Here is a 12,910-nt window from a genome sequence, read left to right as displayed (position 1 = left end):
CTATTCAATTTCCCCTTTTCCCCGGGCAACCCTTTGTCCCCGAGCGTTATTCGTAAACTTGAATCTCGTTATAGAAGGTGTCTCGTTCAACCGGGATGCGTCCAGCCCCTTTAACGAGCCAGATCAGCTCTTTAAGCGTCAAGCCTTCCGGAGTTTGTGCTCCGGCCGCATGGCTGATTTGCTCCTTCAAAATCGTTCCGTGCACGTCCGATGCGCCAAAGGTAAGCGCAACCTGGGTGAGCTGTACTCCGATATTAATGAAGTAAGCTTTAACATGCGGGATATTGTCCAGCATCAGCCGGCTAATGGCAATTGTCTTGAGGTCTTCGTAAGCTGAATTGCGGCGCATGATGCTGGCATTTTTGTTCCGCGGCTGCATGGACAATGGGATAAATACATTAAAGCCGCCGGTTTCATCCTGAAGCTCACGAATTTGCATCATGTGGCGAATCCGGTCTTCGTACGTTTCGATCGATCCGTACAGCATCGTCGTCGGGGTTTTCATGCCGAGTTGATGTGCGGTCCGGTGAACGTCCAAATATTGATCGACATTCGCTTTTTCTACCTTCATCTTCTCCCGGTATTGATCGGACAAAATTTCCGCTCCGCCGCCGGTTAGCGATTTAAGACCCGCTTTTTGCAGCTCGGTTAGCACTTCCTTTACGCTAAGGCCGCTGATCCGCGTATAAAATTCGATTTCCGCCGCTGTGTAGGCTTTCAGGGTAACGTCCGGGAACCGCTCATGCAGTGCTTTTAGCGAATCGACATAGTATTGGAACGGAACGTGGTTGTTGTGTCCACCCACGATATGAAACTCCCGAACTCCAGGCTGAATGTGCTGTTCGACATAGGCGATCATTTCTTCGCCCGACAGCGTGTAGGAGCCTTCCTCTCCCTGATCCTTGCGGAAATTGCAGAAGGCACAGTGAGATTCACATATATTGGTGAAATAAAGACTCATCGTTTCAATAAAATAAACCTTCTTGCCGTTCTTCCGTAAATTGACCTCATTGGCTAACTGACCGATGGTCAATAAGTCATCGCTTTCATACAAATAGACTCCGTCTTCCAGCGTAAGGCGCTCCCCGTGCCGGACTTTTTCCGTAATTTCTGCCATTTTCTTATCGATGTTTGGTGTAATAGTTGTAAACATGGCAATCCCTCCATTTCCGAGTGTAGAGCATGAGTCTTTCCCTAAACGGTTACAAGGCTAAAGCCCGGATTCCCGGCATAATATATTGACTAGATCGTATTAGACAGTATAAACCACCATCCTATTATAAACCTCCCATTACCAGTGGGCAATAAGCCAAGCATAGAGAAATAAATAATGCAACTATAAAAATCACCTTTATTGAGCGAGATTAGGTTGTGAGGTATAATTTGATTAAAGGAGTGATCACTTATGATTACAATTAGCGATAGTGCCATGGCACGGATTAAACATATGCTGAGCGAAGAAGAAACGCCGAACATGTTCCTGCGGATCGGGGTTAACCCTGGCGGATGTAGCGGTTTTTCATATGGAATGGGACTGGACGATCAGGAGACCGACAACGATGTCTACATGGACGTCAAAGGTCTCAAAGTGGTCGTTGAGAAGGATAGCATTCGTTATCTAAATGGACTTGAAATTGACTTTAAGGAGTCCGGCATGAGCGGCGGCTTCACCATCCATAACCCGAACGCCATCGCCACCTGCGGCTGCGGACAGTCTTTCAAGATGAAGGATGAGGAAGGGCAGCCGGAAATGTGTGACTAAAGCCGATATAGGTACTAATATTTAATATGACCATTTTGGCCTCTGTTAAGGCAGTCCTTGGACTGATTCTTAATAGAGGTTTTTTATTCTTTAAGCCCAAAAATGTTGGAGATAGCCTGCTCTCGCAATAATCGAGACAGATCAGGCGAGTGAATGATTACTAGATGCATTTTGTACAGTTAAACATCGTCTTGTTGAATTTCCTGAGATTATAAATGCAAAAAGTACATCTAAATGGAGAAATATTACCCTTTCCAAATTAGCCCAGTTTAGATGTACATAATACAGTTAATGTCCAAAAATCCCGATTTGGGTTCAAATTAGCTGCACAGAATACATTTATTGGTGGATCGTTGGGGAAGTAGAGGGGAGAGATGATAGGTATAGACTTTAAACAAAAAGAACCTGACGGTGATTTTTCGCCAGGTTTTTCCTAGATATATAAGAACCCATCCCACTTCGGATTATCGGGAAGATAAGAACCGTTTACGAAAGATCCGATGTCGTACTTTCTCCAGACTCTGGATTAGCTGTTTGCTGTTCCGGCTCATACAAATGTGAACGGCGCTCGAACCATTGGAACAGGTGTGTACAGATTACTTTAAGTACAGCATAACCTGGTACGGCTAGAATAACCCCGGCAACGCCGAATAGGTTGCCTGCCGTCAGAATGACGAAAATGATGGTGATCGGGTGAATTTTCAGCGATTTACCCATGATCTGTGGTGAAATGAATTTGCCCTCAAACAGCTGAACCACGGTCCATACGATAATCAGTTTGAGCAGCATCACCGGCGAAGTGACAATCGCGATGATCAATGCAGGTGTAATTGCGATAGCCGGCCCTAGATAAGGAACAATGCTGGTACATGCTGCGATAATGGCCAAAGTGAGAGAGTAGTCGAGGCCGATAATCAGGTAGCCTATATACAACAGCGCACCGATGCAGAAGCTTACGATAATTTGGCCGCGAATGTAGGAGCTGATTTGGCCGTTCATTTCCGTCATAACCCGGTGTGTTTGTTCACGAAAGCGAACGGGTACGAATTTTAGAATGAAATTCGGCAGCTTCTTACCGTCCTTCAGCAAATAGAAAAGGATGAACGGTACGGTAGCGATGGCGAGCACGATATTTTTGAGCGCTCCTAGAAAACCGCCGATTCCTGACCAAACACTGTCCATCAGCGACGTTGCCTGCTCGGATATCGTACTCCCCAAATCCGCAGGGTTAAAGCCTGTAGACTTTTGGATCTCAAGGAGTAGGCTGCTTCCAGTCAACTGCTCGATCTGGGCTTGAACCTCATAGCTGTATTTTGGAAAATTATCGATCAACCCAATGACTTGTTCCCTCACCAGGGGAAAAACATTCATGACGAGCAAGGTGATTAATCCTATGATAAAGAGGTACAATGCGATGATCGTATACACACGTTTTACTTTTTTTCGCTCCAGCCAGTCAACAAGCGGATTTAATAGGTAATAGATTGCCCCGGTGAGCAATATAGGGAGCAGTACCGTTTTTAGCAGAACGGTTAATGGCTTAAAGATAAACTGGATTTTGGCGAATACGAAAACATTTAAGCCGATGAGCAGCAGGACTAGCAGAAACAGCACAAAGCGGTTATTCAAAAAAAACTTTTTGAAGCGGTGACCCCATGACTGCGAATTTTCCATTTACTAACCTCCTGTATCTCTTGCGGTTGCCCTTAGAAAAACATACATAAATAGTTATACGTTTTATTTTAAAAAAAGACTCAAGCCATTCCAAGGAATGACTTGAATCTTTTGAACTAAAAAAATTGCTTGTCTACCATCAGTGCTATCATGCAGCTCGCGGTAAGTGAAAACACAATACATCCGATTGCCAAGCCTTTACGCGGGCTTTTGCTTCTAAGCATTTGAATGCCCATCCAGAACAGTGTCACCGTGACCCCGATCAATACGAGCGACATGGCGATCATCCCAAACCAATACAGCCCTGTAAACAAGGACTCCGAGAATGAAGCCGTCAGCAAAATAGCAATTCTCCTCCTTCTGGTTAATCCATCTTCTCCCATATTATACGTTAATCCATGTTTTTGGCAAAGCAGCCATCAAAAGGGCCAATCGGAAAAAAGGCAAGCGCCTTGGACAATCATACAAGAAATGCCCCCCGTCTTTGAGTATGTTATCGTATAGTGCCAGAAAGGGGGATGGTGGAATGGCGGGAAGACAACTGGCCAATAAATGGCTGAAGACCGAGGCGCTTCTCAGCAATGCGGACGTGGCCGCCCACATACCGCAAACCCGATTGTACAATGCAAACACGTTAAGACAGATGCTTCATCAGTATCGAATGGTGGTCATTAAACCGCTGCGCGGCGGTGGAGGTTATGGGGTCATCAAGGTGACATACGCCGGCGGTGTTTACGCTTTTACCTATATGTCGAGGCAGAGCAGATTCAGTAGTTTTGAAACGATGTTCCGATCGCTAAACCGGATGAAGGTCCGCCGGAAATACATGATTCAGCAGGGGATCAACCTGGCTAGAATCGGGGGAAGACCGATCGACTACCGGGTAAAGGTCGTCAAGGAAGGCGGAGCTTGGGTCTATCGTTCCATGGTGGGGCGTTTAGCCAGACCTGGATTGTTCGTTACCAATCTGTGCAAAGGTGGTACACAGCTTAGCGCAAAGGAAGGTTTGACGCGATCGCTCCGTAGACGGGCCGCCAGCCCGAAACGGCGTGAGATGCGCACCTTAACCAATACGTGCATACACATCCTGGAAAATTCATTCCCGGGAATTGCCGAGCTTGGCTTTGACTACGGGGTGGATATGAATGGCAAGATTTGGATATTTGAAGTGAACACACGTCCTCAATAAAATTTTAGTAGATTCAATACAAGATGAACTAATAAATGGTATAAATACAGGCAGCCAGGTGAAATGTTCTTACTTACCACAAAAAAATTTTTAGACAAAAAACGGGGCGTTAATATCCTGTGAATAACTTTTGTCCACATTATCCCAGTACGTTTTTCAACACTTTATCCACCTTACTAACATGTTATTCACAGGATTTCCACAAGCGGTTGTGGATAAGAGGAACACTTGTTCTACTAATTTTTTCTTGATATGATTAGGAAAAAAATAGAAAGGATGTGTGACTAATGGCGCTGTTAACGGACGAGTTGCTGCTGGAATCCTACCATATGGCGACAGAATTGCAATTGGACCGGGAATTTATCGCACTGCTGTTAGCAGAAATCCGTAAACGTAAATTAGAGCCTGCTGTGTATAGCCTTGTGCAATAATGAATGGACAAGCTACTATAGCGGCTTATTAGAGAGACTTATCCACATTCCATTAAAGCGCCTGCCAGGCGTTGACATGATAAATATAGGCTTCATGACAATGTGGACATTGAACCACATGCTCACACCCGGAAGGGTGACGCGAGGAAATGGTGGAGGTGTACTGGTCAGCGGAGCCGTAGGGACTATAAGGCCCTGCGTAATCTTCTTTTTTCCCCTCATTCTCCAGCACATGACCGCAATCGGGACAAGTCGCATTTAGTGGAGCTAGACCGTTGCATAAAGGGCATATAAAAGACAAGGGTATCTCTCCTTTACGGCATTATTTTCCGTAAAGTTAAGATACCCTTTTTCTTATTATTTCATGTAAAAGCTACAGTTTGAGATTGCTGCTATGTCCCGGGGACAATTTAGCTTCCGGATCTATATATACCTTAGCATTGTTGACGGCGGTAGGAGCTTCACCAAAACCAACAGCGATCAGATCCAGCTTGCCAGGATATGTCGTAATATCGCCGGCGGCGAAAATGCCGGGAATGGAGCTTTCCATCCGCGAGTCGACTACGATCGAGCCGCCTTCAATGTCGAGTCCCCATTCTGCAATCGGGCCGAGCGAGGAAACAAAGCCGAAGTTAACGATGACATCATCAACGAGGATATCCTGGGTTTCCTTCGTCTTTACATGAGCGAGCGTTACCTTTTCAATGAGATCTTCGCCGTGTAGCACGGAAATTTCCGAAGGCGTGATAACCTGAACGCGGGAAGCCATCAGTTTCTCAACGCTATGTTCATGTGCGCGGAATTTGTCTCTGCGGTGAATGAGCGTAACCTGCTCAGCGATAGGCTCCAGCATGAGAGCCCAGTCGACTGCAGAATCGCCGCCACCGCTAATCAGCACTTTTCTGTCGCGGAATTGATTGAGATCACTGACGAAGTAATGCAGGTTCGTTTTCTCGAAACGTGCTGCATTTTCCAGCTCCAGCCGGCGTGGTTCGAATGCACCTACTCCTGCTGTGATAATCAAAGCACGAGCGTGGTGAACCCCTTTATCCGTTGTAACGACAAAATCACGCTCATCCTTTTTCTCGATTTGCATCACTTTCTCTTCCAGTCGAATGTCCGCTTCAAACTTGCCAAGCTGTTCATTCAAATTGTTTATTAGCTCTTGACCGGTAATTTTCGAAAAACCGGCTACATCGTAAATATATTTCTCAGGATAGAGGGCGGCAACTTGTCCCCCAAGCTGAGGCATACTTTCGATTAATTTAACGGAAGCTTTTCTCATTCCACCATAGAATGCGGCGAACATTCCCGCTGGACCGCCTCCAATGATAAGCAGATCGGTAAAATCGTCGTTGTTGATTTGAGATGACACAGGCCAAACACCTCCAGATGGTTTCTTGAAGCTTTATAATGTCAATTCTACTTTATTATAAACATCCCGCTTCGACTTGCAAAGACAACTTAAAATTTTGCACAAAAAATAACATATATCTGGAAATGAAAACACTGGGAAGACTGAGAGCACGTGCAAATTTAAGACTTGATCTTTTGGTAAAAAATCGATATCATTCAAATGTATGCACTCAAATTTGTGACGAAAAAAGTACATTTGGCAAAATACAACGGAATGGTTTTGATAATAATAAAATTAAGGCTTAAACTGTTTGCAACATATATAATTAGAGCAGATTAGATCTATTAGGATTGTTGCCGAAGATTGAAATTTTATGTGTTAATTTTCACATTGAAGTTTTTGGCTTTAAATAAAAATATAGAGAGCTAACATTTGGAAGGAGAACATTTCATGAGTACCATACCCAAGATTGTAATTCTGGGTGCAGGCTACGGGGGGATTCTTACCGCTCAACGTTTGCAGAAAGAATTGAATTACAATGAGGCGGATGTCACCTTGGTGAACCGTCATGACTACCATTACTTCACAACTCATTTGCATATGCCAGCGGCCGGAACGGACTCGATTGAACATACACGCGTTTCCATTTCTAAGTTGATCGACGAATTTAAAATCGATCTTGTGAAGTCTATTGTACAGGAAATTCGCCTAACCGATAAAAAAGTAGTGCTTCAGGATGGGACGCTGTCTTATGATTACCTCATAATAGCGCTTGGCGGTGAGCCAGAATCGTTTGGCATTCCGGGACTTAAAGAGTACGCGATGACGATTCGCAGCATTAACTCCGTTCGTTTGATTCGCCAGCATATTGAATATCAATTTGCCTTGTACAAGGCTGATGAATCTCGTACAGATCGTTTGAACTTCGTCATAGGGGGAGCTGGTTTTAGCGGTATTGAATTTGTTGCTGAACTAGCCGATCGTATTCCTCAGTTATGTAAAGAATATGATGTAGATCCGAACTTTGTCAATGTCTATAATGTGGAAGCCGCTCCAACGGCGCTGCCGGGTTTTGATCCGGAGCTTGTTGATTACGCCATGGATGTACTTCGTAAGAAAGGTGTTCAATTTAAGATCGGCGTTGCCATTAAGGAATGTACCCCGAATGGGGTTGTGTTGGCCACAGGCGAAGAGATTAAGTCTGCAACCGTGATTTGGACTGGCGGTATACGCGGTAATCGGCTTGTGGAAGCTGCCGGATTCGAAACGGCTCGGGGCCGTGTCAAAGTTGACGATTATCTGCGGGCGCCAGGACATGAGAACGTCTTTATTATCGGAGACAACTCGCTCATGTTTAACGCCGAAGGACGTCCTTATCCGCCAACAGCACAAATTGCCATGCAGCAGGGCGTCACTTGTGCTCAAAATGTGGTTGCCGCGATTCGAGGCAAAGAGCAGAAGAAATTCATCTTCAGCAATAAAGGAACGGTAGCCTCACTTGGTAAAGGGGAAGCGGTGGCGTCCGCATTCGGCAAGAAATATAAAGGCTGGGGTGCCGCTCAGTTGAAGAAACTCGTCGATTTGCGCTATCTCTTCATTATCGGCGGAATTCCGCTCGTGCTGAGAAAAGGAAGATTCTTCTAATATGCGCCATTGCAGCGTGCAGGTTCGGGGGCTATTAACCCGAGAAGAGCTGGATCGTTACAACGCCATGATGGAGGTCGGCTCTTATTTGGAATCACAGCAGAAGTACGATTTGGCGTATACGATCCAAAGGGAAATCGATATTTTGATTCTTCCGGCGATCGAGCGGCTGAAGCAAAAGAGTCGTGACCGTGATCGAGCCACGGCGGAGTACTTGGAATCACTTCAAGCTGGGCTTCAGGAGGAAGAATAGATCAAGGGGGCCGCTAATTGAGCTGGCCTCTTTTTTTGCCGCCAGAATCATTCTATCTTACACTCATTTTGAACAGATTTACGTCAGGTGAAATTGTGAACATGAGCTAGTTGTATTTGGTACATCTAATTCATCCATTTTCCGAGGACATGCATAAGTAAATGCAAAAAGTGCAACTAAATAGGTATAGTAGGCTGATTGATGCGCTATGACCGGTTATTAAATGCACTTTTTACAATTAAAGCGAGAAAAATTGAGATATGGGGAAAAATAAATGTACTTTATGCATTTACCTCATATGCACCGCAAATTCATAGCCAAATCCACCGCAAATCGGAGCTTACCAGTGGAGCGGGGTGTGAAAACCCGCTAGAATATAAAGGACCTGACGGAGAATCTCCTCCGCCAGGTCCTATTGAAAGGTTCGTCAAAGCCTATCTATTATACCCTATATTCGAAACTCGCAGTTTATACTCTCAACATTTCCTCCAGTAGTTCCGCATCAAGCACATTGCCGACGTAAAAACCGCCGAATTCGCCAAACCGTGCGCTGACTTCGTCAAACCGCATCTCATAAACTAGCTTCTTGAATTGCAGCGCATCGTCCGAGAAAAGTGTAACTCCCCACTCCCAGTCGTCGAGCCCGACAGAACCGGTAATGATCTGTTTAACCTTTCCAGCGTAGCTTCGGCCGATCATGCCGTGGCTGCGCATCATCGAGCGACGATCCTCCATAGGCAGCATATACCAGTTATCGCTAAGATCACGCTTCTTATTCATCGGGTAAAAGCATATATGCTTAGATTTAGGAAGAATAGGCTGAAGTCTAGCCATAACTTCAGGGTTCGCTTTAGGGTCGCCGTCGCCGGAGGCCATATAATTGCTGAGCTCCACAACGCTGACATAGGAGTAAGCCTTTGTTGTATATTCGGCAAAGGTCGTTTTATTGAAGGCAGTTTCCAGTGCACTTAGCTCCTCCAACGTTTCCCGAAGATGCATAAACACGATGTCGGCTTTCTGGCCTACGATAGAGTATACCGCCGTACTGCCAGTTTTGGATTGCTCCATGAGGCTCCATTCCTGAAGAAAATTGTGCAGCTCTTCCAGTGCACCGGCGCGTTCCTCGTCATCCGCTGCTTTCCAGGCGGTCCAATTGATCGTCCGGAAGTCGTGAAGGGCATACCATCCTTCCAGGGTTGATGCAGCTTCGTTCATTGTATAATCACTCCTAGATTTCTAATGAGATCGCCATAAATAGATTCAACTCCTTTTATTGTATCTCAAGGTGAGCTAAGGGAGCAAATCGATTCACCAACATTTCATCCAAAGTTCATTGCTTCGTTACATTTTTTCTAGTAAACTTACTACTAGCTTGAACAGATGTGATCTATTTCATAGTTGAAAGTTAAATTCAAATGCGTTTTATAGAAGGGTGGGGGAGCGATGGGTTGGCTCATCGTGCTGGTGCTGATGGTGTTATTCTTCGTCATGATGTTTGGCATCGGGTTCATACTCAATATGCTGATGAAGACGACCTGGTTTCCTGCGTATATTTTCATTCTTATTATTCTGCCAATCGTTATATATACGTTATGGGACCATGAGCAGAGCTTCGGTGTCTATTTGGCATCCTTTAGGCTAGTCGATTATTTAACGGCGGTAGCTGGGTTGATAGGGGCTATTTTGAGCGGATGGACGATCCGCAAGCTGAGACTGGGCGGATACAAAATGTTTTAAAAGAATATAGAGAATAGGGGTAAGGATCGTCCGAATTGCCGGGCGGTCCTCTTTTTTTGTAAAATAATAGTTTGGGTAGATTTGCTAGAGTCGTCTCCTGCGATAGGCAAAAAGCGAAGCAAAACGCATCTGCCGACAAGACGCGCGGGGAAAAACAGCGATTTTTGTAAGCTTGGGGCGATTCAGGACGAAGCCTTTTATGCTAAAATAGATAAAGTCTACTTGTTCGTAAATGGGAGGAGAGATGGAGCGTGCGCATTAGCAACATACTTCATTTTACTGAAAATCACCAATATTGCGTATACCGTGACTTCTGCCTCAGCCCCTTGGACGGCAAGATGCTCGGACTCGTTTATCAACCGATGGTCGGTGCGTTCGCCGTCTCGCTGTTTAGATTGCTGGCGGAGCAGGTGCCGCTTGAGCAGGTCGGCTATTCGGGTATTGAACAGCAACGTAAGCTGTTTCTGACCTTAGGCATCGACCCGAGCGAGAAGGGCCGCAAGTTTCTAATCGAACAGGCTTCCCGGTTGGAAGCAGTCGGGCTGCTCCAGACGAGCCGTCTATACGTTCCGGATAGCGACGATTATATGTATGAATACGAGTTGCAGGCTCCGCTTGGTCCTGCCGAGTTTTTTAGAACACAGCATTTGACTTTGCTGCTGCGCGACAAGATCGGAAAGTTTGCAGTGATGGCGTTGCGCGAGCAAATGTTTAGCAAGGAACCGGAGGAGTGGCCTGGCGCCACTTACAATAAAGAAAATATATCTGTTCCGTTTTATGATATTTTTGAGCTTAACACGCATTCGATCGATTATGAGCTGGAGCAGGCAATCGCTGAAACAGCGCTGACCAGACAGCCGGGAACGCAGCTGTCTGGTGAGGATGAAGTGATCAATTATGCGGACATCATTCTTCGTTTTCCACGGGAGTCCCGGAATCGTGCTTTCGTCGAGGCGCTTCGCTTCGATGCCGAAGGCATGGGAGTCGTCAACTATGTAGCCCGCAAGTATGAGCTTAGCGTGCAGGATATTTGCCGTCTGCTTGATGAGGACGACATTTTCGATAAAAACGGTGCAATTGTACTGGATGAGCTTCAATATAAAGCGAACCTGCAATTCCGGCAGGGGAAACGGCGGAAGGAAGAGCGTGAGGTTACCGTGGGTAAAATCGTCTCTTTGCGAAGCGATGAGGCTAAAGCCCAAGAGAGTACCTCTGGAAATGCCAGCCATCCTGAAGAGGTGGCCGTGCAGATGGAGTACTATGTGGACGTGCCGCCGCAATTCCAAAGCAAGTGCGATATTCATCAGTACAATATGATGCTGCGCAACGAGCCGTATACCCGGCTTTTGAAAATATTTTTTCCGGGGACGATTCCGGACAACCTGCTGGATATATTTGAGAAAATCGATCTTAATTACAAACTGCCTGGGGAAGTTATCAACGTCCTAATTCACTATTTAATGCAGCTTCTCACCTCGGGCGGAGAGCAACGGATCAATCGTAACTTTGTGGATGCCATCGCTGCGAATATGCTACTCAAGCAGGTGAGCACATACGAAAAGGCGGTTCAATATATTCGTGACCAAGCTAAGGTTAAGGAAAAGGTAGCTGGAGCAGCGGAAAAAAACGGTGGCCGCGGAAGAACCTATACCAACCGTGGAGCCAAGCCGAAGCCGGAAATTCCGATCGTGGAGAAATCCGGCGGTGATCAAGCCGTGTCTGAAGAGGAGTTTGCTGAGCTGCTGAAAATGGCGGAGCAAATGCAGGCTGGCAAACCGAGAGGAATGTAGTTTGAGTTAGATGGCCGAGGGGCCGGGGGAAGGTGCATGAAACGCTATGGAATCACTTGGGGAAGTGCTGTCTCAAATGAATAGCTCACAGCTGAAACGCCGTTCGGAGGAACTGGCAGCCAGATTGAAGAGCGAACCGCTGGTAAGAGAGCTACGCAGCAGTCACCCTGAGCTCGGTGAAGAGCAGCTTACGCGGGGGATGGCTAAACTATATCAATATGTCCGCGATCATCAGAACTGCGCAAATTGTCCCGGACTCGAGCAATGCCCTAACGATTTTCCCGGGCATTTTACGAAACTGTCGGTGGAGAGAATCGGCAGCGAACCCCAGCTCATTGACCGGCAGGTTCCTTGTACTAAAGAGTTGCAGCATGAGCGGGAGATGTCCGTGAAGAAGCGGATTCACAGCTTCTACGTCGATGACCGCGCCCTGGAAGAGGGTTATGATGCTGTTGAAATCATGACCAAGGATAACATGCGCGCTCCGGCTGTTGGTCAAGTGTTTCGTTATATCCAAGAGACGAAGGAATCCGGACTTCAAATGAAGGGACTTTACCTTGAAGGGCATTTTGGAACGGGCAAGACGTTTTTAATGTGCTACCTGCTCCATGAGCTGGCGAAGGAAGGCTTTTCCGGAGCAATTGTGTATATGCCGGAATTCGTCGAGGATTTGAAGTCGATGCTGCAGGATAACGATAGGCTGCGGGAAACGGTAGAAATGATGAAGCAGGTGGATTTACTGATCTTTGACGATATCGGAGCGGAAAATTTAAATCCTTGGGTACGTGATCATGTCATGGGTTCGATTTTAAATTTCCGAATGAACCGCAAACCGACATTTTATACCTCAAATTACTCGCTTAAAATGCTGGAGAAGCATCTCAGCTTTACGAACAAGGATGGCGAGGAGGTTCATAAGGGCCAGCGGTTAATGGACAGGATTGCTCCGTTTGTCGATGTTGTTCAGGTGGGTGGAACGAATAAGCGCGGGCGTGCGTAATATCATAAGAGCCGGGCACCTTTTACAAGGGACCCGGCTCTTTGATGCAGCGATGAAAGCAACATGTGCACGC

General features: G+C 46.2%; 14 protein-coding genes. 8 read left to right on the top strand and 6 right to left on the bottom strand.

Features of this window, described 5'->3' with window-relative positions:
- Positions 1–46 precede the first annotated feature (46 nt).
- Complete coding sequence (mqnE, locus tag ACFQ3W_RS17815; protein ID WP_379320594.1) at positions 47–1,153, bottom strand: aminofutalosine synthase MqnE; 1,107 nt, start codon at positions 1,151–1,153, stop codon at positions 47–49.
- Positions 1,154–1,405: 252 nt separating this feature from the next.
- Here mqnE and ACFQ3W_RS17810 point away from each other — a divergent pair, with 252 nt between their 5' ends.
- A complete protein-coding gene (locus ACFQ3W_RS17810; protein ID WP_379320593.1) occupies positions 1,406–1,762 on the top strand; it encodes a HesB/IscA family protein in 357 nt (118 codons plus the stop codon).
- A 486-nt stretch (positions 1,763–2,248) separates the two neighbouring features.
- On the opposite strand, the gene ACFQ3W_RS17805 is transcribed toward ACFQ3W_RS17810, so the two are convergent.
- On the bottom strand, positions 2,249–3,436 hold the full coding sequence (locus tag ACFQ3W_RS17805) for an AI-2E family transporter (protein WP_379320592.1): 1,188 nt from the start codon (positions 3,434–3,436) through the stop codon (positions 2,249–2,251).
- 116 nt (positions 3,437–3,552) lie between these two features.
- Positions 3,553–3,777: a hypothetical protein gene (locus ACFQ3W_RS17800; RefSeq protein WP_379320591.1), complete on the bottom strand. Its 225-nt coding sequence runs from the start codon at positions 3,775–3,777 to the stop codon at positions 3,553–3,555.
- 185 nt (positions 3,778–3,962) lie between these two features.
- Here ACFQ3W_RS17800 and ACFQ3W_RS17795 point away from each other — a divergent pair, with 185 nt between their 5' ends.
- Positions 3,963–4,625 (top strand): YheC/YheD family protein, encoded by a 663-nt coding sequence (locus ACFQ3W_RS17795; RefSeq protein WP_379320590.1) that lies wholly within the window; start codon positions 3,963–3,965, stop codon positions 4,623–4,625.
- Positions 4,626–4,912: 287 nt separating this feature from the next.
- The gene (gene sda, locus ACFQ3W_RS17790) at positions 4,913–5,056 is read left to right on the top strand and encodes a sporulation histidine kinase inhibitor Sda (protein WP_379320589.1); all 144 of its coding nucleotides are present in this window, start codon (positions 4,913–4,915) and stop codon (positions 5,054–5,056) included.
- Between the two features lie 52 nt (positions 5,057–5,108).
- Here the strand turns inward: sda and ACFQ3W_RS17785 are convergent, their stop codons facing one another.
- Together ACFQ3W_RS17785 and ACFQ3W_RS17780 are read right to left on the bottom strand one after the other, a co-directional pair.
- Entirely contained in the window at positions 5,109–5,357 is a 249-nt protein-coding gene (locus ACFQ3W_RS17785; protein ID WP_379320588.1) for a hypothetical protein, read from the bottom strand.
- Positions 5,358–5,429: 72 nt separating this feature from the next.
- Entirely contained in the window at positions 5,430–6,431 is a 1,002-nt protein-coding gene (locus ACFQ3W_RS17780) for an NAD(P)/FAD-dependent oxidoreductase (protein WP_379320587.1), read from the bottom strand.
- A gap of 432 nt (positions 6,432–6,863) precedes the next feature.
- Here ACFQ3W_RS17780 and ACFQ3W_RS17775 point away from each other — a divergent pair, with 432 nt between their 5' ends.
- Both ACFQ3W_RS17775 and ACFQ3W_RS17770 read left to right on the top strand, forming a co-directional pair.
- Positions 6,864–8,057: an NAD(P)/FAD-dependent oxidoreductase gene (locus tag ACFQ3W_RS17775; RefSeq protein ID WP_379320586.1), complete on the top strand. Its 1,194-nt coding sequence runs from the start codon at positions 6,864–6,866 to the stop codon at positions 8,055–8,057.
- Position 8,058: 1 nt separating this feature from the next.
- Positions 8,059–8,310 carry a hypothetical protein gene (locus tag ACFQ3W_RS17770; protein ID WP_379320585.1) on the top strand — a complete coding sequence of 84 codons (252 nt, stop codon included), beginning with the start codon at positions 8,059–8,061 and terminating at the stop codon, positions 8,308–8,310.
- Positions 8,311–8,778: 468 nt separating this feature from the next.
- Here the strand turns inward: ACFQ3W_RS17770 and hemQ are convergent, their stop codons facing one another.
- Positions 8,779–9,525 (bottom strand): hydrogen peroxide-dependent heme synthase, encoded by a 747-nt coding sequence (gene hemQ, locus ACFQ3W_RS17765; protein ID WP_379320584.1) that lies wholly within the window; start codon positions 9,523–9,525, stop codon positions 8,779–8,781.
- 228 nt (positions 9,526–9,753) lie between these two features.
- Between hemQ and ACFQ3W_RS17760 the strand changes: the two genes are divergently transcribed.
- From ACFQ3W_RS17760 to dnaI, 3 genes are all read left to right on the top strand, one after another.
- Complete coding sequence (locus ACFQ3W_RS17760) at positions 9,754–10,047, top strand: YuiB family protein (protein ID WP_379320583.1); 294 nt, start codon at positions 9,754–9,756, stop codon at positions 10,045–10,047.
- Positions 10,048–10,298: 251 nt separating this feature from the next.
- Positions 10,299–11,837 carry a helicase DnaB gene (locus ACFQ3W_RS17755; protein WP_379320582.1) on the top strand — a complete coding sequence of 513 codons (1,539 nt, stop codon included), beginning with the start codon at positions 10,299–10,301 and terminating at the stop codon, positions 11,835–11,837.
- Between the two features lie 46 nt (positions 11,838–11,883).
- Positions 11,884–12,837: a primosomal protein DnaI gene (dnaI, locus tag ACFQ3W_RS17750; RefSeq protein WP_379320581.1), complete on the top strand. Its 954-nt coding sequence runs from the start codon at positions 11,884–11,886 to the stop codon at positions 12,835–12,837.
- Positions 12,838–12,910: the final 73 nt, after the last annotated feature.

This window comes from Paenibacillus puldeungensis (assembly GCF_042678945.1).
GTDB lineage: Bacteria > Bacillota > Bacilli > Paenibacillales > Paenibacillaceae > Fontibacillus > Fontibacillus puldeungensis.
Note: the sequence above shows the minus strand (reverse complement) of the source record. Positions and strands in the feature narration are given on the sequence as shown.